At 72.1% G+C, this 26551-nt stretch carries 24 protein-coding genes; 13 read left to right on the top strand and 11 right to left on the bottom strand.

The features are described from left to right. From HG542_RS16530 to HG542_RS16540, 3 genes are all read right to left on the bottom strand, one after another. Positions 1-400: TerD family protein (locus HG542_RS16530; protein WP_171082121.1), on the bottom strand; the 400-nt coding region annotated here is incomplete at its 3' end. 145 nt (positions 401-545) lie between these two features. Further along, positions 546-1004 (bottom strand): peroxiredoxin, encoded by a 459-nt coding sequence (locus tag HG542_RS16535; protein ID WP_171082123.1) that lies wholly within the window; start codon positions 1002-1004, stop codon positions 546-548. Positions 1005-1218: 214 nt separating this feature from the next. Further along, positions 1219-1641 (bottom strand): DUF3052 domain-containing protein, encoded by a 423-nt coding sequence (locus tag HG542_RS16540; protein WP_171082124.1) that lies wholly within the window; start codon positions 1639-1641, stop codon positions 1219-1221. Positions 1642-2096: 455 nt separating this feature from the next. On the opposite strand from HG542_RS16540, the gene aceE reads away from it, so the two are divergent. Then, a complete protein-coding gene (aceE, locus tag HG542_RS16545; protein WP_171082126.1) occupies positions 2097-4829 on the top strand; it encodes a pyruvate dehydrogenase (acetyl-transferring), homodimeric type in 2733 nt (910 codons plus the stop codon). A 55-nt stretch (positions 4830-4884) separates the two neighbouring features. Here the strand turns inward: aceE and HG542_RS16550 are convergent, their stop codons facing one another. Beyond that, complete coding sequence (locus HG542_RS16550) at positions 4885-6471, bottom strand: MFS transporter (protein WP_373313194.1); 1587 nt, start codon at positions 6469-6471, stop codon at positions 4885-4887. A 99-nt stretch (positions 6472-6570) separates the two neighbouring features. Between HG542_RS16550 and HG542_RS16555 the strand changes: the two genes are divergently transcribed. The 5 genes from HG542_RS16555 to HG542_RS16575 all read left to right on the top strand — a co-directional run bounded on the left by HG542_RS16555 (position 6571) and on the right by HG542_RS16575 (position 11663). Beyond that, positions 6571-7248, top strand: coding sequence for a TetR/AcrR family transcriptional regulator (locus HG542_RS16555; protein WP_373313193.1), 678 nt, complete (start codon positions 6571-6573; stop codon positions 7246-7248). Between the two features lie 96 nt (positions 7249-7344). Next, positions 7345-8592, top strand: a complete 1248-nt coding sequence (locus HG542_RS16560; RefSeq protein ID WP_227725257.1) for an alpha/beta hydrolase — start codon at positions 7345-7347, stop codon at positions 8590-8592. Between the two features lie 64 nt (positions 8593-8656). Continuing rightward, positions 8657-9511: a DUF4429 domain-containing protein gene (locus tag HG542_RS16565; RefSeq protein ID WP_171082130.1), complete on the top strand. Its 855-nt coding sequence runs from the start codon at positions 8657-8659 to the stop codon at positions 9509-9511. A gap of 218 nt (positions 9512-9729) precedes the next feature. After that, on the top strand, positions 9730-10989 hold the full coding sequence (locus HG542_RS16570) for a sensor histidine kinase (RefSeq protein WP_171082132.1): 1260 nt from the start codon (positions 9730-9732) through the stop codon (positions 10987-10989). Then, a complete protein-coding gene (locus HG542_RS16575; RefSeq protein WP_171082134.1) occupies positions 10986-11663 on the top strand; it encodes a response regulator in 678 nt (225 codons plus the stop codon). Before HG542_RS16570 ends, HG542_RS16575 begins: the two co-directional genes overlap by 4 nt. 8 nt (positions 11664-11671) lie before the next feature. Here the strand turns inward: HG542_RS16575 and HG542_RS16580 are convergent, their stop codons facing one another. Next, positions 11672-12688, bottom strand: coding sequence for an aldo/keto reductase (locus tag HG542_RS16580; RefSeq protein WP_171082136.1), 1017 nt, complete (start codon positions 12686-12688; stop codon positions 11672-11674). Then, positions 12685-13155 carry a MerR family transcriptional regulator gene (locus tag HG542_RS16585; RefSeq protein WP_171082138.1) on the bottom strand — a complete coding sequence of 157 codons (471 nt, stop codon included), beginning with the start codon at positions 13153-13155 and terminating at the stop codon, positions 12685-12687. Before HG542_RS16585 ends, HG542_RS16580 begins: the two co-directional genes overlap by 4 nt. Positions 13156-13242: 87 nt before the next feature. On the opposite strand from HG542_RS16585, the gene HG542_RS16590 reads away from it, so the two are divergent. After that, on the top strand, positions 13243-14052 hold the full coding sequence (locus tag HG542_RS16590) for a serine hydrolase domain-containing protein (protein WP_171082140.1): 810 nt from the start codon (positions 13243-13245) through the stop codon (positions 14050-14052). Between the two features lie 176 nt (positions 14053-14228). On the opposite strand, the gene HG542_RS16595 is transcribed toward HG542_RS16590, so the two are convergent. Continuing rightward, positions 14229-14903 carry a pirin family protein gene (locus tag HG542_RS16595; RefSeq protein WP_227725260.1) on the bottom strand — a complete coding sequence of 225 codons (675 nt, stop codon included), beginning with the start codon at positions 14901-14903 and terminating at the stop codon, positions 14229-14231. A gap of 69 nt (positions 14904-14972) precedes the next feature. On the opposite strand from HG542_RS16595, the gene HG542_RS16600 reads away from it, so the two are divergent. From HG542_RS16600 to fabF, 5 genes are all read left to right on the top strand, one after another. Then, on the top strand, positions 14973-16163 hold the full coding sequence (locus HG542_RS16600) for a PucR family transcriptional regulator (protein WP_171082142.1): 1191 nt from the start codon (positions 14973-14975) through the stop codon (positions 16161-16163). 98 nt (positions 16164-16261) lie between these two features. Next, positions 16262-17221 (top strand): ACP S-malonyltransferase, encoded by a 960-nt coding sequence (locus HG542_RS16605; protein ID WP_171082144.1) that lies wholly within the window; start codon positions 16262-16264, stop codon positions 17219-17221. Further along, on the top strand, positions 17218-18222 hold the full coding sequence (locus HG542_RS16610; RefSeq protein WP_171082146.1) for a ketoacyl-ACP synthase III: 1005 nt from the start codon (positions 17218-17220) through the stop codon (positions 18220-18222). Before HG542_RS16605 ends, HG542_RS16610 begins: the two co-directional genes overlap by 4 nt. Before the next feature lie 89 nt (positions 18223-18311). Beyond that, positions 18312-18560: an acyl carrier protein gene (locus HG542_RS16615; protein ID WP_171082148.1), complete on the top strand. Its 249-nt coding sequence runs from the start codon at positions 18312-18314 to the stop codon at positions 18558-18560. Positions 18561-18625: 65 nt separating this feature from the next. Further along, positions 18626-19888 carry a beta-ketoacyl-ACP synthase II gene (fabF, locus tag HG542_RS16620; RefSeq protein WP_171082150.1) on the top strand — a complete coding sequence of 421 codons (1263 nt, stop codon included), beginning with the start codon at positions 18626-18628 and terminating at the stop codon, positions 19886-19888. Positions 19889-19947: 59 nt separating this feature from the next. Here the strand turns inward: fabF and HG542_RS35130 are convergent, their stop codons facing one another. The 3 genes from HG542_RS35130 to HG542_RS16635 all read right to left on the bottom strand — a co-directional run bounded on the left by HG542_RS35130 (position 19948) and on the right by HG542_RS16635 (position 22839). Next, on the bottom strand, positions 19948-21372 hold the full coding sequence (locus HG542_RS35130) for an outer membrane protein assembly factor BamB family protein (RefSeq protein WP_171082152.1): 1425 nt from the start codon (positions 21370-21372) through the stop codon (positions 19948-19950). A 22-nt stretch (positions 21373-21394) separates the two neighbouring features. Then, the gene (locus tag HG542_RS16630) at positions 21395-22273 is read right to left on the bottom strand and encodes an NAD(P)-dependent oxidoreductase (protein ID WP_171082154.1); all 879 of its coding nucleotides are present in this window, start codon (positions 22271-22273) and stop codon (positions 21395-21397) included. A gap of 71 nt (positions 22274-22344) precedes the next feature. Beyond that, positions 22345-22839, bottom strand: a complete 495-nt coding sequence (locus HG542_RS16635) for a DUF3145 domain-containing protein (RefSeq protein ID WP_171082155.1) — start codon at positions 22837-22839, stop codon at positions 22345-22347. Positions 22840-23160: 321 nt separating this feature from the next. On the opposite strand from HG542_RS16635, the gene HG542_RS16640 reads away from it, so the two are divergent. After that, on the top strand, positions 23161-24060 hold the full coding sequence (locus HG542_RS16640; protein ID WP_171082157.1) for an SGNH/GDSL hydrolase family protein: 900 nt from the start codon (positions 23161-23163) through the stop codon (positions 24058-24060). 48 nt (positions 24061-24108) lie between these two features. Here HG542_RS16640 and HG542_RS16645 read toward each other — a convergent pair whose 3' ends face one another. Next, on the bottom strand, positions 24109-26550 hold the full coding sequence (locus HG542_RS16645; RefSeq protein WP_171082159.1) for a beta-glucosidase family protein: 2442 nt from the start codon (positions 26548-26550) through the stop codon (positions 24109-24111). Position 26551 lies beyond the last annotated feature (1 nt).

Below are 26551 nucleotides of genomic sequence, written 5' to 3' on the forward strand. Positions count from 1 at the left end.
GGTTCACCACGCGGATGTAGGCGTTGCGCACCTGGCCGAAGCTCTGCTTGCGGTTTTCCGCGTCGTAGATGGACACGGGGAAGACGATCTTCGCCACGTCACCGGGCACGGCGGCCAGGTTGACCTTGATGACCTCGTCGTCGCCCTCGCCCTCACCCGTGAGGTTGTCGCCCTGGTGCTCGACGGAACCGCAGGGGCTCTTGAGGTTGTTGAAGAAGACGAAGTTCTGGTCGTTGCCGACCTTGCCCTGGTCGTTCGTCAGCAGGGCACTGGCGTCCAGGTCGAAGTCCGTACCGGTGGTGGTACGGGCGTCCCAGCCGAGGCCGACGATCACCGCGGTCAGGTTCGGGGCCGCCTTGGTCAGCGAGACGTTGCCGCCCTTGCTGAGACTGACTCCCACGAGTCCTCCATTGGTTCAGGTTGTGCGATGGCAACCGGATCAACGTACGGAGCGTAGTGCCCGGTTCCCACCGTTTACAGGCTCTTGTCGGCGAAGGACGCAGCGGCCCGGCGCCGGGGTTGCCCGCGTGCGCCGGGAGCGCGGATCAGAGCGCCGCGAGCGCCTTGGTGTACTCGTTCAGGTCACGCGCGTCGGGCAGCCCGTTGACGATCGTCCAGCGGACGACGCCCTCCTTGTCGATGACGAAGGTGCCGCGCAGCGCGCAGCCCTTCTCCTCGTCGAAGACGCCGTAGGCGCGGCTGGCCTCGCCGTGCGGCCAGAAGTCGGACAGCAGCGGGTACTCGAGGCCCTCCTGCTCGGCGAAGACGCGCAGGGAGAAGGGCGAGTCGTTGGAGACGGCGAGGATCTGCACGTCGTCGTTGGCGAACTGCGGCAGGTTGTCGCGCACGGCGCAGAGCTCGCCGGTGCACACGCCGGTGAAGGCGAAGGGGTAGAAGAGCACCACGACGTTCTTCTGCCCGCGGAAGTCGGAGAGCCGGACGGTCTCACCGTGCTGGTTCTTCAGCGCGAAGTCGGGCGCCTTGTCGCCTACGGCGATAGCCATGGGGGTCACACCTCTCTGGTCACGGAGCCTGTCGGCGTGCCCAGTGTGTCACCCACGCCCGACGCCCCCGGCGACAGGGTCACCGGGGGCGTCGGGGATGCGTCAAGGGACCGCGCCCCGTCAGGGGCGCGGGGGGCACCCCCAGCGGTGGCCGGGGGAGGAACTGCGCGAGCGACCACAACGGGCCGCACCCGAAGAACGGTCGTGCCAGGGGCTACCGCTTCGGCGAAGCCATCTTGGTGCCCGACCAGTCCTTGGCGACGCTGATGCTCTTGGTCTGCGAGAGCCCCGCGGTCTGCGCCGCGTCCTGGATGTCGCTCGGCTCGATGTAGCCGTCACGCCCGGTCTTCGGCGTGAGCAGCCAGATCACGCCGCCCTCGTCGAGACAGCCGATGGCATCCACCAACGCGTCCGTGAGGTCGCCGTCCTCGTCCCGGAACCACAGCAGGACGACGTCGGCGACGTCGTCGTAGTCCTCGTCGACGAGTTCCTGGCCGATGACGGACTCGATGCCTTCACGGAGATCATGGTCGACGTCGTCGTCGTAACCGATCTCCTGGACCACCTGTCCCGGCTCGAACCCCAGCCGTCCGGCTGGGTTGGTCCGCTCCTCCGCGTGGTCCGCGGTCGCGCTCACGGATTTCCTCCTGTCATCTTTCGAAAGATACGCCCGCCCCGCGCATACGCGAAGCGATGGGCGTAGTCCACACGTGCCGGGCGGATCGCGCAAGTACCCGGCCACCGAGCCCGCCGAAACGGTGACGAGTCCGGTGGTCTCCGGGCATCTCCCACCATGAGGCAGCAGTGGCGAGTGATTCACACCACAGCGTTCTGCCGAGTTTGCGAAGTTACTCCATGCGGCACCGGATGCGGGTCCGAACGGCCGTACACGGACGACCCCCATAGGGGGCGTAAGGTTGCGATTTGGCCGCCCCGGGCGACCACCCCACGACGATTCGTCTCACCTGCGGCGGTTACCGCCCAGTAGAGATGACGTTTCCGCCGCCGCGGTCCACGATGGGACGGCGCGACAAAAAGCAGAGACAATATTTGACCGCGTGCCCAGCACGACCCGAACAGCGAAGGAACAGCGTGGCTTCCGGATCCGATCGCAACCCGATCATCATTGGCGGCCTTCCCAGCCAGGTCCCGGACTTCGATCCCGAAGAGACCCAGGAATGGCTCGACTCACTCGACGCAGCCGTCGATGAGCGCGGCCGGGAACGTGCCCGCTACCTCATGCTTCGGCTGATCGAGCGGGCGCGCGAGAAGCGCGTCGCCGTGCCCGAGATGCGCAGCACGGACTACGTCAACACCATCGCCACCAAGGACGAGCCGTTCTTCCCCGGCAACGAGGAGATCGAGCGCAAGGTCCTCAACGCGACCCGCTGGAACGCGGCCGTCATGGTCTCGCGCGCCCAGCGCCCGGGCATCGGCGTCGGCGGCCACATCGCCACCTTCGCCTCCTCCGCCTCCCTCTACGACGTGGGCTTCAACCACTTCTTCCGGGGCAAGGACGAGGGCGACGGCGGCGACCAGATCTTCTTCCAGGGCCACGCCTCCCCCGGCGTCTACGCCCGCGCCTTCCTGCTGGACCGACTGTCCGAGCAGCAGCTCGACGCGTTCCGCCAGGAGAAGTCGAAGGCCCCCTACGGCCTGTCGTCGTACCCGCACCCGCGTCTGATGCCGGACTTCTGGGAGTTCCCCACCGTCTCGATGGGCCTCGGCCCGCTCGGTGCGATCTACCAGGCCCGTATGAACCGCTACATGGAGGCCCGCGGCATCGCCGACACCTCCAAGTCGCACGTCTGGGCGTTCCTGGGCGACGGCGAGATGGACGAGCCCGAGTCGCTCGGCCAGCTGTCCCTGGCCGCCCGTGAGGGTCTGGACAACCTGACCTTCGTCGTCAACTGCAACCTGCAGCGCCTCGACGGCCCGGTCCGCGGCAACGGCAAGATCATGCAGGAGCTGGAGTCGCAGTTCCGCGGCGCCGGCTGGAACGTGATCAAGCTGGTGTGGGACCGCTCCTGGGACCCGCTGCTGGCGCAGGACCGGGACGGCATCCTGGTCAACAAGCTCAACAGCACCCCCGACGGCCAGTTCCAGACGTACGCCACCGAGACCGGCGCGTACATCCGCGAGCACTTCTTCGGCGACGACCACCGTCTCCGCAAGATGGTCGAGGGCATGACCGACGACCAGATCCTGCACCTGGGCCGCGGCGGTCACGACCACAAGAAGATCTACGCGGCCTACGCGGCGGCCAAGGCCCACAAGGGCCAGCCGACCGTGATCCTCGCGCAGACGGTCAAGGGCTGGACGCTCGGCCCGAACTTCGAGGGCCGCAACGCGACCCACCAGATGAAGAAGCTGACGGTCGAGGACCTGAAGCGCTTCCGCGACCGTCTCCACATCCCGATCGCGGACAAGGAGCTGGAGTCCGGCCTGCCGCCGTACTACCACCCGGGCAAGGACTCGGAAGAGATCCAGTACATGCACGACCGGCGCAAGGCGCTGGGCGGCTACGTACCGACTCGTGTGGACCGCTCCAAGCCGCTCGTCCTGCCGGGCGAGAAGGCCTACGCACCCACCAAGAAGGGCTCCGGCCAGCAGTCGATCGCCACCACCATGGCCTTCGTCCGCCTGCTCAAGGACCTCATGCGGGACAAGGAGATCGGCAAGCGCTTCGTGCCGATCGCGCCCGACGAGTACCGCACCTTCGGCATGGACTCGCTGTTCCCGTCGGCGAAGATCTACAACCCGCTGGGCCAGCAGTACGAGGCCGTGGACCGCGAGCTGCTGCTCGCGTACAAGGAGTCCCCGACCGGCCAGATGCTGCACGACGGCATCTCCGAGGCGGGCTGCACCGCCTCGCTGATCGCCGCCGGCTCCGCCTACGCCACGCACGGCGAGCCGCTGATCCCGATCTACGTCTTCTACTCGATGTTCGGGTTCCAGCGCACCGGTGACCAGTTCTGGCAGATGGCCGACCAGCTGGCGCGCGGTTTCGTCCTCGGCGCGACCGCCGGCCGCACCACCCTCACGGGTGAGGGCCTGCAGCACGCCGACGGCCACTCGCACCTGCTCGCCTCGACCAACCCGGCCGTCGTCGCGTACGACCCGGCGTTCGGCTTCGAGATCGCGCACATCGTCCAGGACGGTCTGCGCCGTATGTACGGCGAGAACGCAGAGGACATCTTCTACTACCTCACCGTCTACAACGAGCCGATCCAGCACCCGGCCGAGCCGGAGAACGTGGACGCCGAGGGCATCCTCAAGGGTCTGTACCGCTTCAAGGCGGGCGAGAAGGGCGCGATCCCGGCCCAGATCCTCGCCTCCGGTGTGGCCGTGCCGTGGGCGATCGAGGCCCAGCGGATCCTCGCCGAGGAGTGGAACGTCAAGGCGGACGTCTGGTCGGCGACCTCCTGGAACGAGCTGCGCCGCGACGCCATCGCGGTGGAGGAGCACAACCTGCTCCACCCCGAGGAGGAGCAGCGCGTCCCGTACGTGACGCAGAAGCTCACCGGCGCCGAGGGCCCGAAGGTGGCCGTCTCCGACTGGATGCGTGCGGTTCCGGACCAGATCGCGCGCTGGGTGCCCGGCACGTACCAGTCGCTGGGTGCGGACGGCTTCGGCTTCGCCGACACCCGCGGTGCGGCACGTCGTTTCTTCCACATCGACGCCCAGTCGATCGTCCTCGGCGTGCTCACCGAGCTCGCCAAGGAGGGCAAGGTGGATCGCTCCGCGCTGAAGCAGGCGATCGACCGGTACGAGCTGCTGGATGTTGCGGCGGCCGACCCGGGCGCCGCGGGCGGCGACGCGTAAGCGTCAGCCGCAGTACGCGAGTTGGGCCCCGACCTTCGGTCGGGGCCCTTTCGTTTTACAGGGCGCCCACGCCGTCCGTCGTGTGTTGGCCCCGCCTCGTCAGGAGGGCAACTCCCGCCGCGCACACGGCGATACAGCCCGAGACCACGAAGCCCGTGCTCATCGCCGACACGAACGTGTCGTGCGCCACCGAGGAGATGCGCGCCGCCAGCTCCGGCGGGGCCCCCGGCGGGACCGGGGCCACGCCGACCTGGACCGCGCTGTCGGCCTGGGCCATCTGTTCCGGCGTGCCGCGCGGCAGCCCGGCCGCGGCCCAGTTGCCCGGGAGCAGGTGGTTGACCCGCGACGCGACGACCGCGCCCAGCACGGCGGTACCCAGCGAGCCGCCCACCTGCATGGCCGACTGCTGGAGGCCGCCGGCCACCCCGGCGTGCTCCAACGGGGCGTTGCCGACGATGACTTCGGTCGCGCCCACCATGGTCGGCGCGAGGCCGATGCCGAGCAGGACGAACCAGACGGACATCAGCAGCGTGCCCGTGTGCGGTGTCAGGGCGGCGAGCCCGAAGCAGGCCACCGCCGTGGAGGCCATCCCCACGGCCAGCGGGATGCGGGGCCCGATGCGGGTGATGAGCGCGCCGGCCACCGGTGAGGCGACGATCATCATCGCGGTGGTGGGCAGCAGGTGCAGACCGCTGCTGACCGGAGACATCCCGCGTACGTTCTGCAGGTAGAAGGTCACGAAGAACAGCCCGCCGATGAAGGCGAAGGCCATCAGCACCATCAGCACCGTGCCCGCGGAGAGCGGTACGGAGCGGAACAGGCCGAGCGGCAGCAGGGGTTCGCGGGCGCGCAGCTGCCACAGGGCGAACAGCAGGAAGCCGAGCGCCGAGGCGCCGAGGAAGAGCAGCGTCTTCGCGCTGCCCCAGTGCCAGTCGGCGGCGTTGATCAGCGCCCAGACGAGGCAGAACATGGCGGCGGACAGCAGCACGATGCCCGGCAGGTCGAAGCTGCGGGAGGCATGCTCGGCGCGCCGGTCCTTGAGGAACAGCAGGCCGAGGATCACGGCGAGGGCGCCGACGGGCACATTGATGAAGAAGACGGACTGCCAGTTGACGTGCTCGACGAGCAGGCCGCCCACGATCGGCCCGCCGGCCGTCGAGGCGCCGATGACCATGCCCCATACGCCGAGGGCCATGTTCAGCCGCTCGGCGGGGAAGGTCGCGCGCAGCACCCCGAGGGCGGAGGGCATGAGCAGTGCGCCGCACAGGCCCTGCAGGACGCGCAGGCCCACGACCGTCGACACGCCGCCGGAGAGGGCGATGAGTCCGGAGGAGAGGGCGAAACCGGTGGTACCGATAAGGAAGACGAGGCGGTGGCCGAAGCGGTCACCGATCTTGCCGGCGGTGATCAGGGCCACGGCAAGGGCGAGGAGGTAGGCGTTGGTGATCCACTGGACATCGGCGAGCGAGGCGCCCAGGTCCTTCTGGATGGCGGGGTTGGCTATGGAGACGATCGTGCCGTCGAGCGCGACCATCATCACGCCGAAGGCGACGGAGATGAGCGTCAGCCAGGGATGGCCCCGTAATCCTTTCCGGGGCCCGAGAGCCGGCGGCGTCGCGTCGGCGACGGTGGTCCGAGACATCATGAACCGATATTATGGCAGTCGCTGACACTTGACAATCAAAATCATGAGTCGGCGCCTGTCATTTTTCGGCGCGGAGGAGAGACGACAGTGCACGCGATCGAAGGCGCGACGGGAGACGCGGCGCCGCCGTCCGGACTGCGGGAACGCAAGAAGGCGCGCACCCGGGACGCGCTCATCAGGTCCGCCCTGGAACTGATCGCCCACAAGGGCTACGAGGGGACGACGGTCGACGAGATCGCCGCCGCCGCGGACGTCTCGCAGCGGACCTTCTTCCGCTACTTCGCCAACAAGGAGGAAGTCGCCCTCGCCGTGCAGAACATGGTGGAGGCCCAGTTCCTCGCCGCCCTGCGCGCCCGCCCGGCGGGCGAGCCGCCGCTGACCGCGCTCCGCAACGCGGCCCTGGCCTCCTGGGACGGCGTGGGCGAGGCCGTCACCGCCCTGGTCCCCATCGACCTGCACGTCCGCGTCTACCGGATGATCGAGTCGACCCCGCAGCTGCTCGCCGCCCACCTGCGCCGCCTCGCCGAGCTGGAGGAGGGGCTCGCCGAGGAGATCGGCCGCCGCGAGGGCCTGGACGTGCGCACCGACCCCCGGCCGCGGATCCTGGTCGCCGCGTTCAGCGGGGTGATGCGGGTGACGGGCAAGGTCTGGGGCGAGAACCTGGACGGCGACATGGCCTCGCTGCGCCGGATCACCTCGGAGTACCTGGACCAGATCGGTCCGGCGCTTGCCGAAGAGTGGAGTAAATACGGCGGAGTTGATCAGAAGGCATGAGAGCGCGATGAAATATCTCTCAACGGCGCTCATTCAAACGTGAGATGGCTCACCGATTTCGCGAAGGCGCCGGGGTTTCTCCTACTGTGGTCCGCGGTGACTTCTTTCCCGGAGCTCGGCTCTCCCTCCCCCCTGCCGTGGACGACCGCCACCACGGTCTGGCGCGCACTGCTCGCGCTGGCCGTGGTCTTCGTCATGCTCGCCACGACGGGCTGGACGGCCGTCCGCAGTCACAAGCCGGCGGCCGACCCGCGTGCGGCCGCGCTCAGCGCCTGGCTGCACGGCTCCATAGGCGGCCACCCGCTGCCCTCCCCGCAGTCCGCCCCCGACGTCCTGGCGCGCTTCTTCGGCTCGCTCGGCGGGCATGAGCGCGAGAGACTCGCCGAGCGCTATCCGCTCGTCGTCGGCAACCTCAACGGCGCCCCCGTCGAGCTGCGCTACCGCGCCAACCGGATCGCCCTGGAGGCCGCCCGCACGGTCGAGGAGCACCGCACGCACTCCACCGGGCTCACCCCGGCGGGGCGCGACGACGCCGCGCGCCGGATGCACCGCTTCGACTCGCTCGCGGAGGACGACCGGCAGATCCTCGCCTTCGACCCCAACGGCGACGGGCGCGTGGCCGAGGTCTTCGGCGACCTGGACCGGGCCGAGCGGGTCTCCGTGATCGTCCCGGGCGTCGACACCAACGTGCTGACGTTCGAGAAGAGCCAGCGCTCCTACAGCGCCCCGGTCGGCATGGCACAGTCGCTGTACGCCGCCGAGCAGGCGGCGAGCCCGGACACCCGGACCGCCGTGATCGCCTGGGCCGACTACACGTCCCCGGTCGGCGTCGGCGTGGAGGCGGCCACCGGCAAGCTCGCCACCGAGGGGGCCCTGCGGCTGCGCGCCCTGGTACGGGCGCTGCCCGGCAGCTCGCAGGTCTCGCTGGTCTGCCACAGCTACGGCTCGGTGGTGTGCGGCGTCGCGGCCCGCGACCTCTCGCCCCGGGTCACCGACGTGGCCGTGGCCGGCAGCCCCGGCATGCGCGCCGAGCACGCCTCCGACCTGCGCACCAGCGCCCGGATATGGGCCATGCGCGACGAGGACGACTGGATCCAGGGCGTCCCGCACATGGAGGTCGGCGGCCTCGGCCACGGCGCCGACCCCGTCTCCGAGGGCTTCGGGGCCCGGGTGCTGTCCGCCGCGGGCGCCCGCGGGCACGCCGGCTACTTCGCGCCCGGCACCACCAGCCTCGCCAACTTCGCGGACATCGGCGTCGGCCGCCCGGCGAGCGTGCGGTGCGCCGCGGCCGGCAGCACCTGCACCGGCAATCTGGGCCCGATGGCGAACAGCAGCGCGGTCTGAGGGGTTCCACGCGCGTAGCGACCGGAAGGGGGACGGCCGCACGGCTGCCGCATACGATGAGCCCATGGGTGATGTGCTGACGGGTTTCCACACCGTCTGGGAGTTCGACACCGACTCCGTGCTCATCCGCTTCGAACGGGGGATCCGCACACCGAAGCTGCTCCAGGTGCTCGGCGAGCGGCGCGTCCCGTACGAGGCGCTCGCGGCCGTCGAGCAGGCCCCGGGGAAGCATGGGACGGTGGTGCTGCGTGCGGTGCCCAGACCGGGGGCCGACCCGCTGATCGAGGCCGCCGACGGCCGGCTCAAGGAGGGCAGCGACCCCTACCGGCTGGTGCTTCCCGCCGAACGCGAGCCGCTCGCCGCCTACTACGCCGACGAGATACGGTCCGCCCTCGGCCCCGCGGCCGGCGAGCCCGCCGAGCGGCATCTGGTGGCGGCCCCCGCGCCGCCGCTGTCCTTCAAGGCCTACGACGGCAAGGCGTCCTTCGACGGCTCGGCCGTGCACTTCCGCTGGTTCTGGACCGGCGCCTCCTCCACCAAGTGGAAGGCCGGCGACCAGCGCTTCCCCGTCGCCGCACTGGCGGGCGTCCGGTGGTGCTCCCCGGACTCCCCGGAGGGCGGGCACCTGCGGCTGCTGCCCCGCGGCGACACGGACCGGCCTGCGGCCGAGCCGGACCAGGACCTGGCGTCCGTCGTCTTCGGCCGCGGCTACGGCCTCGTCCACGAGTCCCTGCCCTTCGCGGCCGCGGTCCTCGCGGCGGTCCGGGCCGCGACGGCCGCCCCACCCGTCTCGTCCGCCCGGCCCGACCCGGGAGGCATCGCCGACCGCATCCGGCACCTGGGGGCGCTGCACGAGGCGGGGCTGCTGACCGATGACGAGTTCAGCTCCAAGAAGGCGGAGCTCCTGGCGGAGCTTTAGGTGCCCCGTGGGCGGTGCGCCCCGGACCCCTGGGCGTGGTGCGTCGCCTGCGGGCCGGTGGGGGCTGGTCGCGCAGTTCCTCCCCCAGCTACCTCCCCCAGCTACCGCTGGGGGGACCCCCAGAGGTACCCCCAGCGCCCCTGACGGGGCCCTTGGTCAGCGCCCACGCGGCGGAGCCGCATGTCGGCAAGCCCCGCGCCGTTAGGCTGGCGTGCGTCATGATCCAGTTCCTGCGCAGCCTCGTCACCCCCGCCGGCCCCCCGGAACCCCTCCTCGGCCGGTCGTCGCGGCCGGCCGTGCGGTTTCTGCCGTACGCCGTCGCCTGGCTGTTCGTGGTGATCCTGCTGCCGACCACGGCGATGGTGCTCCCGAAGAACTACGGGATGGCCCCGGGCCTCGCCTTCGGCCTCGCCGTCCTGCAGACCGCGCCGCTGCCGATCGCCGTCCGGCGCCCGCTGCTCGCCTGGGCCGTCGCCTTCCTCGCGGACCTCGCGGGCACGCTCGCCCTGCTGGCCGTGCCGCCCGCGGCCGCGGAGCCGTGGCCCTGGCCGCCGATGGAGATCATCGGCATGCTGGTGCTGACGTTCGCCCTCGGGCTGCGCGAGAAGGTCCGCACGCTCGTCGCGGCCTGGCTGCTGCTCTCGGGCACCACCCTGGTGCTGCACGACATCGCGCCGCAGCGCGGCACGGCCTGGGCCGTGCTGATCCCGCTCACCGGGGTGCTGCTCCTGCTCGCCTCCGCCCTGCGCGCCCGCGGCGACGCACGGCGCGCCCTCGCCGAGCAGGAGACCATCAGCGAGGCGGAGCGCGCCCGGCGCACCCTGCTGGAGGAACGGGCCCGTATCGCACGGGAGTTGCACGACGTCGTGGCCCACCACATGTCCGTGATCACCGTGCAGGCCGACAGCGCCCCGTACCGCATCACCGGCCTGCCGGCCGAGGCGAGTGCCGAGTTCGGTGCCATTGCGGCGACGGCGCGGGAATCCCTCACCGAGATGCGCCGGCTGCTGGGCGTGCTGCGCAACGAGGAGACGGCGCACACCGAGCGGGTGCCGCAGCCCGGGGCCGAGCGGGTGCCGCAGCTGGTCGAGGCGACCGTACGGGCCGGGCTGCCCGTGGAGTTGACGATCGGGGACGGGGTCGCGGAGCTGCCGCAGGCGGTCGACCTGTCCGCGTACCGCATCGTGCAGGAGGCCCTCGCCAACGTGGTCCGGCACGCGCCGGGCGCCGCGACCCGGGTGTCGCTGACCGTCGACCCCGGCCGTACGGCGCTGACGGTGCTCGTCGTCAACGCGGCCGCCGACCGCCCGGAGACCCCGCTGGAGTCCACCGGCACCGGCCACGGCCTGGTCGGCATGCGGGAGCGGGTACGTCTGGTGGGAGGCTCACTGGACACGGGCCCGCTGCCGGAAGGAGGCTTCAGGGTGGCCGCCCGGCTGCCCCTCACGGACACCGCAAAGGAACCCCGCCCCGCATGACCATCAAGGTGCTCATCGTCGACGATCAGGCCATGGTGCGGGCGGGCTTCGCCGCGCTGCTGGCCGCGCAGCCGGACATCGACGTCGTCGGCGACGCGGCGGACGGCCGCCAGGGCGTCGCCCTGGCCCGGGAACGGCGCCCGGACGTGGTGCTGATGGACGTCCGCATGCCGGAGCTGGACGGCCTGGAGGCCGCCCGGCAGATCCTCGATCTGCCGGAGGACGCGGCGCACCGGCCGAAGGTGCTGATGCTCACGACGTTCGACGTGGACGACTACGTCTACGAGGCGCTGCGCGCCGGCGCGTCCGGCTTCCTCCTCAAGGACGCGCCGCCGGCGGACCTCATCTCGGCGGTGCGGGTGGTGGCGGCCGGTGAGGCGCTGCTGGCACCGTCGGTGACGCGCCGTCTGATCGCCGACTTCGCCGCCCAGCGCCCCGCCCGGCGCCGGGCTCCCGCGCTGCGGCCGAACCGGCTGACGCCGCGCGAGACGGAAGTCCTCGGGCTGATCGCCCGAGGACTGTCGAACCAGGAGATCGCGGCCTCGCTCGTACTGGCCGAGCAGACGGTGAAGACCCATATCGGCCGTATCCTGGCCAAGTTGGGCCTGCGGGACCGTGCGCAGGCGGTGGTCTTCGCGTACGAGTCGGGGCTGGTGACGCCCGGGGAGGGGTGAGCCCGGGGCTACTCCCGCCCCACCGACGTGAACGTCATGTCCGCGTACCGGTTCCCGGCGACCTTGCCGGCGATCGGCTCCAGCGCCGCCAACTCGTCGGCGTTCAGGGTGATCCGGGTGGCCGCCAGGTTCTCCTCCAGGCGGGAGCGCTTGCGCGTGCCGGGGATCGGGATCACCGTCAGGCCGTGGACGGCCGACCGCTGCTGCACCCATGCCAGGGCGACCTGGGCGAGCGAGACGCCGTGCGCGGCCGCGATCTCGCGGACCGGCTCCAGCAGTGCCGCGTTCGCCGCCGCGTTGTCACCGGTGAAGCGCGGCTGCGTGCGCCGCCAGTCGTCCTGCCCGAGCTCCTTGTCCGCGCTCACGAAAGCACCCGTCAGGAAGCCGCGGCCGAGCGGGGAGTACGGCACGAAGGCCACGCCCAGCTCCTTCGCCGCCGCCACGACGCCGTTCTCCACATCGCGGCTGAACAGCGACCACTCCGACTGCACCGCCGCGATCGGGTGCACCGCGTGCGCCGCCCGCAGCTCGCCCGGCGAGACCTCGCTCAGGCCGAGGTGCCGGACCTTGCCCTCCTGCACCAACTCGGCCATGGCGCCGACGCTTTCCTCCATGGGAACGTCCACGTTGCGGCGGTGCATGTAGTAGAGGTCGATGTGGTCGACGCCGAGGCGGCGCAGGCTGCCCTCGACGGACTGGCGGATGTACGCACGGTCGTTGCGGATCTCCTGGTACGAGGGGTCGTCCTCGCGCCGCACGATGGCGAACTTGCTGGCCAGCGTGATCCGGTCGCGGTTGGCCCGCACGAACGGGGAGATGAACTCCTCGTTGCGCCCGAAACCGTAGATGTCGGCGGTGTCGAAGAGCGTCACGCCCAGTTCGAGGGCGCGCTCCAGGGTGGCGCGGGCCTCGTCCGTGTCGGTCGGGCCGTAGGCGTGGGTCATGCCCATGCAGCCGAGGCCCTGGATGCCGACCTCGGGGCCCGCGGTGCCGAGCGGTGCGGTGGGGATGGTCTCGTTGCTCATCGTGCGTCAGCCCTTTCGGACGCCCGGCGGCGGGCGTCGGCATAGCGGTCGATCTTGTAGTCGAGGACTTCGAGCGTGCTGTTCAGTTCGGCGATGCGCTGCCGCACGGACTCGCGGTGCGTGCTGAGCAGTTCCTCGCGTTCGGCGACGGTGTGCTCGCCCTCGCGGACGAGTTCGGCGTAGCGGACCATGTCGGCGACCGGCATGCCGGTCAGCCGCAGCCGGCCCACCAGGTCCAGCCAGTCGAGATCGCGGTCGGTGTAGCGGCGCTGGCCCGAGTGGGAGCGGTCGACGTGGGGCATCAGCCCGATCCGCTCGTACCACCGCAGCGTGTGCGCCGACAGCCCGGCGTAGACGGCCACTTCGGTGATCGTGTAGCGGTCCCGGCCCTCGGGACGGCGGGCGCGGTGCCGGTCGAGTTCGAAGCACCGGGCCACCTGCACCGGTGCACTGTCGATTACGGTCATGCCGCTCCCCCACGTCGCATCAGTGTCGTTGCGTTGGCCTCAACGCTAGAGACTTCGAGTGCACTCCAAGCAAGTAGGCTCACTGTCATGGAGAGCCTGCAGTTGATCAAGAGCTGGCCGGTGCCGGCAGCGGCCGCCGCCGTCGTCCGGGCGGACGGCACCCTGGCGGGGTCGTACGGGCCGGTGGAGCAGCGCTTCGCCCTCGCGTCGGTCACCAAGCCGCTCGCCGCGTACGCCGCGCTGGTCGCCGTCGAGGAGGGCGCGGTCGAGCTGGACGAGCCGGCGGGGCCCGAGGGTTCCACGGTCCGCCACCTCCTGGCGCACACCTCCGGGCTGGCCTTCGACGAGCAGCGGACGATGGCCGCGCCGGGCACGCGGCGGCTGTACTCCAACGCGGGTTTCGACGTGCTGGGCGACCACATCGCGAAGGCGACGGACATCCCGTTCGCCGAGTACCTGCGGCAGGCGGTGCTGGAGCCGCTGGGGATGACGTCGACGGACCTGCCGGGCTCCCCGGCGAAGGACGGCGTCTCGACGGTGTCGGACCTGGCCCGCTTCGCGGCCGAGCTGCAGGCGCCGCGGCTGCTGGCCGCGGAGACCGTGGCGGAGGCGACGCGGGTGGCGTTCCCCGGGCTGACGGGCGTGCTGCCGGGGTACGGGCACCAGCGCCCGAACGACTGGGGCCTCGGCTTCGAGATCCGCGACGCCAAGTCCCCGCACTGGACGGGCGGTTCGTCCTCGCCCCGCACCTACGGCCACTTCGGCCAGTCGGGCACGTTCCTGTGGGTGGACCCGCAGGCCGGGGCCGCCTGCGTCGCCCTGACGAACCGGGCGTTCGGCCCGTGGGCGATCGAGGTGTGGCCGCAACTGACGGACGCGGTCCTGGCCGAACTGTAGGGCTGCGCCCCGTCCGCGCCCCGTAAGGGGCGCGGGGAACTGCGCGAGCAACCACGACGCACCCGCAGTCGAGGCACCCGGGGCTTCGCCCCGGACCCCTGGGGTGGTGCGTCCATCTGCGGGCCGGTGGGGGCTGGTCGCGCAGTTCCCCGCGCCCCTTACGGGGCGCCCAGGCCTCAGGGAAAGCGCGGCTCCGCGTGCATCTCCCACAGCAGCAGCTCCGCACCGGTCTCGCCGGCCACGGCATCCAGCTCCGCCGCGTCCGAGATCCGCGCCGCATCCCCCTCCCGCAGCGTCGTGCCCGTGAGGTGCACGACGCCGCGGACCACGTGCACGTACAGCCACTGCGCCCCCGGCAGCGCACACCGCTGCCCGGGGGCCGGGCGCCGCACGTGCAGCACGGCCTCGGCCCGGCCCAGCGCGTACGGCGCGTCGTCGCCGGCGCCCCGCACCACCTCGTAGAAGGGCTCCCCGCCGGAGTCGGACGGGGTCAGCCACATCTGCACGAACCGCAGCGGAGCGGCGCCCTCGTTGCGCTCGGAGTGGTGGACCCCCTCCCCCGCGCTCAGCCGCTGCAGGTCGCCGGGGCGTACGACCTCCACGTGACCGGTGGAATCCTCATGGGTGAGTTCGCCCTCGACGACCCAGGTGACGATCTCCACGTCCCGGTGCGGATGCGCCGCGAAGCCCGCGCCCGGCGCGAGCCGCTCCTCGTTGCAGGCGGCGAGGGGGCCGAAGCGCACGTTGTCGGGGTCGTAGAAGCCGGAGAACGAGAAGGCGTGCCAGGTCTCGATCCCGGCGTCGGGGTCGCCGCCCCGGAAGCGCTCCGCGGCCCGCTGCACATACGTCACAACCCCACCGTAGCCCCGCCGTGCCCCCGGCAGCCCCGGACCCGACCCGGATAAGGCAGGCTTGTCCCCGTGCCTGAACCAGTCGCTGACACCCCGCCCCAGGAGCATCCGCATCCGCACGCCGCAACGCTGCGCCGTCTGGAGCAGTCGTCCGGAACGCTGGCCGCGGCGGCCATCGCCCGCATGGACGCCCAGCTGCCCTGGTACAGGGCGATGCCGCCGGAGAACCGCTCGTGGATCGGCCTGGTCGCCCAGGCCGGCATCGCGGCCTTCACGGAGTGGTTCCGGCATCCGGAGACCCCGCAGGCGATCAGCACCGACGTCTTCGGCACCGCGCCGCGCGAACTGACCCGGGCGATCACGCTGCGCCAGACCGTGGAGATGGTGCGCACCACCATCGAGGTCATGGAGGCGGCCATCGACGAGGTGGCCGCACCGGGCGACGAGTCGGCGCTGCGCGAGGCGCTGCTGGTGTACGCCCGCGAGATCGCCTTCGCCACCGCCCAGGTCTACGCCCAGGCCGCCGAGGCACGCGGCGCATGGGACGCCCGGCTGGAGTCGCTGGTGGTCAACGCCGTGCTGTCGGGGGAGGCCGACGAGGGCGCGCTGTCCCGGGCAGCGGCGCTCGGCTGGAACTCGCCCTCGCATGTGTCCGTGGTGCTGGGCACGGCGCCGAACGGCGACAGCGAACTGACGGTCGAGGCGATCCGCCGGGCCGCCCGGCACGCCAAGGTCCAGGTGCTGACAGGGGTGCTCGGCGACCGCCTGGTCGTGATCGTGGGCGGTTCGGAGAACCCGCTGCAGGCGGCGAAGTCGCTGATCGGACCGTTCGCCCCGGGCCCCGTGGTGGCGGGTCCGGTGGTGGCCGACCTGCTGGCCGCGACCAAGTCCGCGCAGGCCGCGGCGGCCGGGCTGAAGGCATGTGCGGCCTGGCCGGACGCGCCCCGGCCGGTGCTGGCGGACGACCTGCTGCCGGAGCGTGCGATGGCAGGGGATCCGGCGGCCCGCGAGCAGCTGGTGGAGGAGATCTACAGACCGCTGGAGGAGGCGGGCTCGGCGCTCCTGGAGACGCTCAGCGTGTACCTGGAGCAGGCGAGCAGCCTGGAGGGGGCGGCCAGGATGTTGTTCGTCCACCCCAACACCGTGCGGTACCGCCTCCGACGTGTGACGGACGTCACCGGATGGTCACCGTCGGACGTCCGCTCCGCCTTCACGCTGCGGATCGCACTGATCCTCGGACGCCTGGCCGACACGGAGTGACAGCCGTAGGCTTTTGTTGAACGTCAACAATTCCCCCGACGGTTATTCGTCCCTGTCCCCACGGGTGGGCGGTGCCGTCCCCGAGAGAGAGTGTGAGGGTGCTCGTACTCGTCGCTCCCGGCCAGGGCGCTCAGACGCCCGGCTTCCTGACCCCCTGGCTCGACCTCCCCGGCGTGGAAGACCGCCTCCGGGAGTGGTCGTCCGCCATCGACCTGGACCTGCTCCACTACGGCACGAACGCCGACGCGGACGAGATCCGCGACACCGCCGTGGCCCAGCCGCTGCTGGTCGCGGCCGCCCTGGTCTCCGCAGGGCAGCTCTTCCCCACGGCGGAGGACTTCTCCCGCCTGGTGGGTGCCGCCGCCGGCCACAGCGTCGGTGAGCTCGCCGCCGCCGCGCTGACCGGCGTGCTGCCGGACGAGGCCGCCATGAAGCTGGTCCGCACGCGCGGCCTGGCCATGGCCGAGGCCGCCTCCGTCACCGAGACCGGCATGTCCGCGCTGCTCGGCGGCGAGCCCGAGGCCGTCCTCCCGCACCTGGAGAAGCTCGGCCTCACCCCCGCGAACGTCAACGGCGCGGGCCAGATCGTCGCCGCCGGCACCATGCAGCAGCTGGCGGCGCTCGCCGAGGACAAGCCGGAGGGCACCCGCCGGGTGGTCCCGCTGAAGGTGGCCGGTGCGTTCCACACCGTCCACATGGCACCGGCCGTCTCGGCCCTCGATGCCGCCGTCCAGGAGCTGGACGCGGCCGATCCTCTCACCCGTTACGTCTCCAACAAGGACGGCCGGGTCGTCACCGGCGGCCGCGAGGTCGTGCAGCGACTCGTCGGCCAGGTGGCCAACCCGGTCCGCTGGGACCTGTGCATGGAGACGTTCAAGGAGCTGGGTGTCACGGCCCTGATCGAGGTGGCCCCCGGCGGCACCCTCGTGGGCCTGGCCAAGCGCGCCCTCCCGGGCGTCGCCACCCTCGCGCTCAAGACCCCGGACGACCTCGACGCCGCCCGTGCCCTGATCGCCGAGCACGCCACCCCGGCCGACGAAGGAGTCCGAGAAGCATGACCTCGAAGATCAAGCCCGCGAAGGGCGCCCCCTACGCCCGCATCATGGGCGTCGGCGGCTACCGCCCGGTCCGGGTGGTGCCGAACGAGGAGATCCTCAAGCGCATCGACTCCTCCGACGAGTGGATCCGGTCGCGCTCGGGCATCGCCACCCGGCACTGGGCCGGCCCGGAGGAGACCGTGGCCGCCATGTCCGTGGAAGCGGCCGGCAAGGCGATCGCCGACGCGGGGATCGACCCCTCGCAGATCGGTGCCGTCCTCGTCTCGACGGTCTCGCACTTCAAGCAGACCCCGGCCATCGCCACCGAGATCGCCCACCGGATCGGTGCGGGCAACCCGGCCGCCTTCGACATCTCGGCCGGCTGCGCCGGCTTCGGCTACGGCCTGACCATGGCCAAGGGCCTGGTCGTCGAGGGGTCGGCGGAGTACGTCCTGGTCATCGGTGTCGAGCGGCTCTCGGACCTGACGGACCTGGACGACCGTTCCACCGCCTTCCTGTTCGGCGACGGCGCGGGCGCCGTGGTCGTCGGCCCGTCCGACGAGCCCGCCATGGGCCCGACGGTCTGGGGCTCGGAGGGCGACAAGGCCGAGACCATCAAGCAGACCATCGCCTGGGACGTGTACCGCGAGGAGACCGACGTCCGGTTCCCCGCGATCACCCAGGAGGGTCAGGCGGTGTTCCGCTGGGCCGTCTTCGAAATGGCGAAGATCGCCCAGCAGGCGCTCGACCAGGCCGGGATCACCGCGGAGGACCTGGACGTCTTCGTCCCGCACCAGGCGAACATGCGGATCATCGACTCGATGGTCAAGACCCTCAAGCTGCCGGAGAGCGTCGTGGTCGCCCGGGACGTGGAGACCACCGGCAACACCTCGGCGGCGTCCATCCCGCTGGCCATGGAGCGCCTGCTGGCGACCGGGGCGGCCAAGAGCGGGGACACCGCGCTGCTGATCGGTTTCGGGGCGGGTCTCGTCTACGCCGCGACGGTCGTTACCCTCCCCTAGGCGAGATCCGGTCCCCCGGCCCTCTCCCGCAGAGCATTTCCCTTAATCCAGTTCCACCGCACACCGCATTGCATAGAAGGAGCGCCACCATGGCTCACACCCAGGAGCAGATCCTCGAGGGTCTCGCCGAGATCGTCAACGAGATCGCCGGCATCCCGACCGAAGAGGTCAAGCTCGACAAGTCCTTCACCGACGACCTGGACGTCGACTCGCTCTCCATGGTCGAGGTCGTCGTCGCCGCCGAGGAGCGCTTCGAGGTCAAGATCCCGGACGAGGACGTCAAGAACCTGAAGACCGTCGGTGACGCTGCCGACTACATCCTGAAGCACCAGGCCTGATCCAGCGTTCGTCGCCACCCCGGCGGTGGCGTTCCAGCACCTCTACACGTGGAGACAGAATTCCTGTGAACTCGACCAATCGCACCGTGGTCGTCACCGGTATCGGCGCAACCACACCGCTGGGTGGCGACAGCGCATCGACCTGGGAAGGGCTGCTCGCCGGGCGTTCCGGCGTGAAGCGCCTGGAAGGCGAGCGGTTCGCGGAACTGCCCGTCCGGATCGCCGCTCCCGCGGCGGTCGACCCCGAGGACGTCCTCCCCCGTCCCCTCGCCCGCAAGCTGGACCGCTCGGCGCAGCTCGCGCTGATCGCGGCCCGCGAGGCGTGGGCGGACGCGGGCTACACGGCGAAGGCCGGCGAGGACGCCGCGATCGCCCCCGAGCGGCTGGGCACCGTCATCGCGTCCGGCATCGGCGGCGTGCACACCCTGCTCGACCAGTACGACGTGCTCAAGGAGAAGGGCGCCCGCCGCGTCTCCCCGCACACCGTGCCGATGCTGATGCCCAACAGCCCGTCCGCGAACGTCGGCCTGGAGGTGAACGCCCAGGCGGGTGTGCACACCCCGGTCAGCGCCTGCGCGTCCGGCGCCGAGGCCATCGGCTACGCCGTCGAGATGATCCGCACCGGCCGTGCCGACGTGGTCGTCGCCGGCGGCACCGAGGCGGCCATCCACCCGCTGCCCGTCGCGGCCTTCGCCAGCATGATGGCGATGTCCAAGAACAACGAGCACCCGGAGCAGGCCTCCCGCCCGTACGACAAGGACCGTGACGGTTTCGTCCTCGGCGAGGGCGCCGGCGTCGTGATCCTGGAGTCGGCCGAGCACGCCGCGCAGCGCGGCGCCCGTGTCTACTGCGAGGTGCTGGGCCAGGGCCTGTCCGCGGACAGCCACCACATCGCCCAGCCGGAGCCCACGGGCCGCGGCATCGCCGCCGCGCTGCAGAACCTGCTGGACTCGAGCGACCTCAAGCCGTCGGAGCTCGTGCACCTCAACGCGCACGCCACGTCGACCCCGCAGGGCGACCTCGCGGAGATCAAGGCGCTGCGCAAGGTCCTCGGCGACGACCTCGACCACGTCGCGGTCTCCGCGACCAAGTCGATGACGGGCCACCTGCTGGGCGGCGCGGGCGGCGTGGAGACGGTCGCCACCGTGCTGGCCCTGTACCACCGGATGGCCCCGCCGACCGTCAACGTCGACGAGCTCGACGAGGGCATCGACGCGGACATCGTCCGCAACGAGCCGCGGCCCCTCCCGGAGGGCTCGATCGCCGCGATCAACAACTCCTTCGGTTTCGGCGGCCACAACGTGGTGCTGGCGCTCCGGTCCGTCTGACGGAATCAACCCCTGTGAAGGGCGGGCGGGCTGACATTGCGTCAGCCCGCCCGCCCTTTTCACCTCCGCGCCCCCAGCGCCGGCGGATAGTCCCCCGTCAGCGACCGGTTGGCGATCACATACCCGTGCGGATCGGGGAACAGCTCCACGGACCAGGGTCCGATGAGCGAGTCCTCTCCCGTCAACGGCTCGATCCCGCCTGCCGATTGCCCCGTGCGCACGTCCAGCGGCCGTATCGTGCCGTCCCCGCCCCCGTCGCGGGTCAGCACCGCCAGCCGCCCGTCGGGCCGCAGCGCGAGAGCGCTCACCTCGTCGTCGAAGTGCTGCGTCCACACCTGGTGTCCGTCGGAGAGGGCGTACGCACCGACCGAGCGCGGCGCGGGGTTCCAGTCCGGCGTCACGGCGGTGACGAGGACGTCCCCGGTGATGACGGCCCGCGTCACGGGCCGCGCCGCGAAGCCGATGTAGTCCCGCGGGAGCGCCAGCGGAATCGCCGCCCGGCCGTGCCCTCGGCCGTCGAACGGCAGCGCCTTCCCGTCCACCACGACGACGGCGGGCTCGGCGGACAGCACATGGACCTCCTTGCCGGAGGGGAGCGCACTGTTCCAGCTCTCCTCCCCCGTGCGGGCGTCCAAGGAGCTCAGCCGGAAGGCATCGGTACCGCACCGGTCGACGACCAGCGCCCGCGCCGCCGACGCACCGACCGCCGCGACCCGGCATCCCTCCGCCTCGGTGCGCTTCCACCGTTCCGCGCCGTCACCGGCGGCGAGGCCGCGCACGGCCCCGTTCTCGGCGACCACGGCCGTGCCGTCGGCCAGCGCGATGCGCGCGTCCGCCGCCTTGATGACCGCCGGATCGCCGTCCGTCTTCTGCTGCCAGACCGGCTGCCCTGTGGAGAGGTTCACCAGCGCCACGGTGTCGCACGGCTTCAGGTAGCCGCCGAAGGCGACCAGCCCGGTGCCCCCGCTCGTCCGGTCGCTCATGGCGCACACGGACTCGCCCGCGGGCGCGGGCCGTTGCCAGCGCTGTGCGCCGTCGCGGGCCGCGTAGGCGGTGAGGCCGTTGCCGCGGGCCTGGACGAGCGTGCTGCCGACGGACCAGTTGCCCAGGGCTTCCGCGGTGTCCGGCCGGTCGCGGGCGGCGGACCACTGCAGGTCCAGCCGTCCGCCGGTCAGGCCGTCGTAGAGCAGCCAGCCCGGCAGCAGGCCGGCGAGCAGCCCGGCCGGGGCGAGGACGCCCCACACCTGCCGCTTGGGCCAGCAGCCTTTGCCGATGGCCCAGTTGACCGCGCCGAACAGGCCGAGGACGCCGACGGCGGCGAACAGGAACGCCAGGCCCGTCCGCGCGCCCGAGCCGGTCGGGCAGGCGCCGCCGGCGCAGCGCCCGCTCCCGGCGTAGTTGCGGACGATGAAGAGCACGGCCCAGCCGATGACGGCGGCCGTCGCCGCCACCATGACCGCTTTGAGCACTCGTATGGGTTGCACAGCGGTGAATGTATACGGAGCCTCAGTCCTCGAAGCTGGCGAAGTAGGAGGCCGCCATGTCCTCCTGCCCGTGCCCCTGTTCGGCGGCGCGACGGAACCGCTCGGCACCGGCCGCGGCCACGTCCAGGCGCACCCCGGCCGCCTCGCCGGCCGCCACGATCAGGCGGGCGTCCTTCTCGGCGGTGACGGTCGTGAAGCTGGCCGGGGTGAGCCGGCCGTCGAGCAGGAGGCCCGCCTTGGCCCGCAGGTAGCCCATGTCGAGCGGGCCGCCCTCCAGGGCCCCGAGGAAGCGCTGCGGGTCAACGCCGAGCCCCTTGGCCAGGGCGAGCGCCTCGGCGGTGCCGTGGGTGACCGCCAGGACCCAGCTGTTGAGCACGAGCTTGAGCCGGCTGGCGGCGCCGATGTCGGCGTCCTCGCCGACCCAGAGGGTGCGGGCGCCGATGGCCTCGAAGACGGGCGTGAGCGTGCCGCGCACCGCTTCGGGCCCCGCGGCGAGCACGGTCAGCTGTGCGTCCTCGGCGGGCTGCCTGCTGCCCAGGACCGGGGAGTCGACGAGGACGAGGCCGTGTTCGCGGGCGAAGGCGGCGAGGCCGTCCAGCGCGTCGAGCCCGGCGGTGCCGGCCTGGGCCCACACGGTCCCGGGGGTCAGCCCCGGGGCGGCGGCGCGCATGACGTCGAGCGCGGTGGGCCCGTCGTACAGCATGGTGAGGACGACGCCGGCGCCGCGGACGGCGTCGGCGGGACTGTCGGCGACGGTCACACCGTCGGCGGCGAGGGGCTCGGCCTTGCCCCGGGAACGGTTCCAGGCACGCACGTCCAGCCCGGCACGGGCGAGATTACGGGCCATGGGCCCGCCCATGATGCCGGTACCGAGCACGGCGACGGTGATCTGAGGAGACATGCCCTCAAACTAGGCGTTGGAGCACGCTCCACCGCAAGACGGCGCCCCGGGACGCGCCCCGACGAGCGGCGTCACACCACCTGGTGCAGCCACCTCACCGGCGCCCCCTCGCCGGCATGGCGAAACGGCTCCAGCTCGTCGTCCCACGGCTTCCCCAGCAGCTTGGCGATCTCCGCGTCGAGCTCCGTCTCCCCCCGCCCGGCCCGCGCCAGCGCCGCCCGCAGCCGGTCCTCGGGGATGAGGATGTCGCCGTGGATGCCGGTGACGGCGTGGAAGATGCCCAGTCCGGGGGTGGAGCTGTAGCGCTCGCCCTCGGCGGTGGCGCAGGGCTCCGAGGTGACCTCGAAGCGCAGCAGGTGCCAGCCGCGCAGGGCGGAGGCGAGCTTGGAGGCGGTGCCGGCCTGGCCCTGCCAGGAGAGTTCGGAGCGCCAGGTGCCGGGGGCGGCGGGCTGCCGGATCCAGTCGAGCGTGACACGCACGCCGAGGACGCCCGCGACGGCCCACTCGACGTGCGGGCACAGCGCTCGGGGTGCGGAGTGCACGTACAGGACTCCACGTGTCGTCACCGGGACCTCCAGTGCGGTTCGAGGTTCGCCTTTCCCAGCGGCCTCGCACCCGGAGCGGTCCCGCCCGGAGCGGCATCAGGCATTCTGCCCCAATCGCCACTCCCGCACCAGCTCGCGAGGTTACCAACAGTAAACACCATCGGGAGCAAATCTCCTGAAAAGGGACAGGATGTGACGTGTTGTGACACGTTGCCGCAAGTGGGTGAACATCCCGGACACGCCCGGCCACCCACCCGGGGGAAAAGCTACCGTGCGCACCCCACTCCCGGGTGACGTACCGTCGGTCCCGGACAGATATCACCCGGCCGGAGGGGAACGACCATGCCGCCCACCTGGGGCCGAAGCCGGACCATGGCCCTGCGGGCAGCTTCGGCGGCCGTCTCCGCGGCCCTGCTGCTGCCCGTTCTCGCAGGCTGCGACAGCGGCGGCGGGGACAAGGAGAAGAGCAGCCGCGCGGCGGCGAAGCCCGAGCCGAAGCCCCGGCCGGTCTGGAACACCCGGCCCGCGTCGATCGCCTCGCTCGGCGACTCCATCACACGCGGCTTCGACGCCTGCTCGGTGCTCGCCGACTGCCCCGAGGTCTCCTGGGCCACCGGCACCCAGGTCGACAGCCTGGCCCGGCGGCTGCTGCCCTCGCCCGGGACCAGCAGCTGGAACTTCGCGAAGACCGGCGCCCGGATGGCCGACCTGCCGCGCCAGATGGAGGCCGCGATCGCGCAGAAGCCGGAACTCGTCACCGTGCTGATGGGCGCCAACGACGCCTGCCGGCCCAGCGTGACCGCCATGACCACCCCCGAGCAGTTCCGCACCCAGTTCGAAACCGCGGTGAAAGAACTGCGTCGCTCCCTGCCCAGGAGCCAGCTGTACGTGGCCGGGATCCCGGACCTGAAGCGGCTGTGGTCGGAGGGGCGCAAGGACCCGCTCGGCAAGCAGGTGTGGCAGCTCGCCTCCGTCTGCCCGTCGATGCTCCACGACGCCGACGCGCAGGATGCGGCCTCCGACGAACGGCGGGCCCAGGTCGACCAGCGCGTCGGCGAGTACAACGCCGTGCTCGAGGACGTGTGCAGCCGCGACGAGCTCTGCCGCTACGACGGCTCGGTGCACGGGTACGCCTTCACCGGCGAACAGCTCAGCCAGTGGGACTGGTTCCACCCCAGCCGGCAGGGCCAGCAGACGCTGGCGGACATGGCCTACCAGGCCGTCACGGCCGACCGGCGATGAGGGGATGAAGAGGGGCGGGGCCTGTCAGGGCGGCCCCGCCCCCGTCCGTCAGCGCACCCGCCACGGTGCGCTCAGGCGGCGGTCGGCGACGCTGCGGCCCGCCTCGACCGTGCAGGCCCCGGGGACGGTCCGCCAGGCGGACGCCTCCTCGTCCCACACCGTGAAGGCGCGGGGGTCCAGCGCGACCACCGCCTCCGCCGTGCCGCCCGGCTCCGCCTCCACCGAGGCGAAACCGGCCAGGCGGCAGGCCGGGCGTTCCACCTCACCACCCGGCGGGACGGCGAGATAGACCTGGACCACCTCACGGCCCGGGCGGTCGCCGACATTGCGGACGCGTACGGTGGCGCGGACGTCCGTACCCTCGCTGCTTTCGCCTTGGACGTCCAACGCCTCGTACGACCAGTCGGTGTAGCCCAGGCCGTGGCCGAAGGCGTACGCGGGAGCCGTGTGCGCCTTCTGCCATGCACGGTAGCCGATGAACACGCCCTCGGCATAAGCGAGTTCACCCTTGTCGGGGACAACGCGCGTGACGGGGGCGTCCGCGAGGGCCGCGGGCCATGTGGTGGGCAGCCGGCCGCCCGGTTCATGGGTGCCGAGGAGCACGTCGGCGAGGGCCGCCCCGCCCTCCTGGCCGGGGAACCAGCACAGCAGGACGGCCGCCACATCGTCGCGCCAGGGCAGTTCCACGGGGGCGCCCGCGGTGACGGCCACGACGGTGCGGGGGTTGGCGGCGGCGACGCGGGACACGAGCTCGTCCTGGCGGCCGGGGAGGGCGAGGGACGTCCGGTCGAAGCCCTCGCTCTCGACGCGCTCGGTGGTGCCGACGACCACGACGGCGACGTCCGCGCGGGCGGCGGCGTCGACGGCCTCCTGCAGCAACTCCTCGGCGTCCCGCAGGGGTTCGCGGTGCAGGAGGGAGAAGGCGAGGGGGCCGCCGACGGTGTGGACGAGGCGGACGCCGACCGGTTCGCCCGCCTCCAGGACGACGCGGCCGCGCTCGGCCGGGTCGCCGAGAAACGCCTCGAAGGGGTCGCCGCCCTCGGCGGGGCGCTGCTCGCCGTCGAAGAGGACGGCGTCCCCGACGGTGAGCCGGTACCTGCCCGTGCCCCGGGTGCCGAAGAGGTGCGTGCCGCTCCCGCGCGGGGTGAAGGTGCCGGTGATCTCGACGGTGTGCAGGGCGGCACGGTCCACGCCGGCGGGGAGTTCGTCCGCCCACAGGAGCATGCCGTCGGGCAGCCGCACCTCGCCCAGGACCCGTCCGGCCGCGTCGCGGCAGACCGCCCGCAGGGTGAAGCCGTGGGCGGCCGGGGCGAGTTCGTCACCGGTCTCCGCGCCGACGGCGTAGGTGAGCGCGCCCTCCGGCAGCGCGGCGCGCAGCCCGTCGAGCGGGGAGACGACCCGCTCGGGGGCGACCTGCGCCGAACCGCCGCCCATGATGCGGGCGTCGCGGGCCGCGGCGCCGAGGAGGGCGACGCGGGGAGCGCCCCGGAGGGGAAGGGTGCCGTCGTTCCGCACGAGGACGAAGGAGCGGCGGGCGATCTCGCGGGCGAGTGCGGGGCCGTCGTCCTCGGGGCCGGCCGGCGCCGGCCGCGGTATGCCGTCGAGGGCGCCGGTGCGGGCGGCGAGCAGCAGGACCCGGCGGACGGCGGCGTCGACGGCCGCCTCGGGCACGGCGTTCGCGCGGACGGCGGCGGCGAGGGCGGGCCCGTAGACCGTGTCCGGTCCCGGCATGGCCACGTCGAGCCCGCCGAGCAGGGCGCGGGCGGTGTCGCGGGCGGCGAGCCAGTCGGAGACGGTGACGCCGTCGAAGTGCCAGGCGTCGCGCAGGACTTCGTGCAGGAGGTGCCGGTGCTCGGTCATGGTGGTGCCGTTGACCATGTTGTAGGCGGCCATGAGGCACCAGGGGCGGGCGTTCTTCACGATCGCCTCGAACGGGGCGAGGTACAGCTCGTGCAGCGCGCGGGCGGGGACCTTGTTGTCGACCGTGAAGCGGTCGGTCTCGGCGTCGTTGGCGACGAAGTGCTTGACGGTGGCGGCGACTCCGCCGGCCTGGACGCCGCGGACGTAGGCGGTGCCGATCTCGCCGGTGAGATAGGGGTCCTCGCTGTACGCCTCGAAGTGGCGGCCGCCGAGCGGGGAACGGTGGAGGTTGACGGTCGGCGCGAGGAGGACGTGCACGCCCTTGCGCCGGGCCTCCCCCGCCAGCACCCGGCCCGCGCGGCGCGCCAGTTCCGGCGACCAGGCGGCGGCGAGGGCGGTGGGGCCGGGGAGGGCGAGGGAGGGGTCGTCCGCGGTCCAGCGGGTGCCGCGGACGCCGACGGGCCCGTCGGACATCACCAGGGAGCGCAGCCCGATCGCCGGGACGGCGGGCAGCGTCCACAGGTCCTGCCCGGCCAGGAGCCGGGCCTTGGTGTCGAGGTCGAGGGAGCGGAGGGCTTCCTGAAGGACGGATTCGATGACGTCGTCGTCGTTCGTGTCCTCGTTCGTCATG

Source organism: Streptomyces morookaense (genome assembly GCF_013030945.1).
Taxonomy (GTDB): domain Bacteria; phylum Actinomycetota; class Actinomycetes; order Streptomycetales; family Streptomycetaceae; genus Streptomyces; species Streptomyces morookaensis.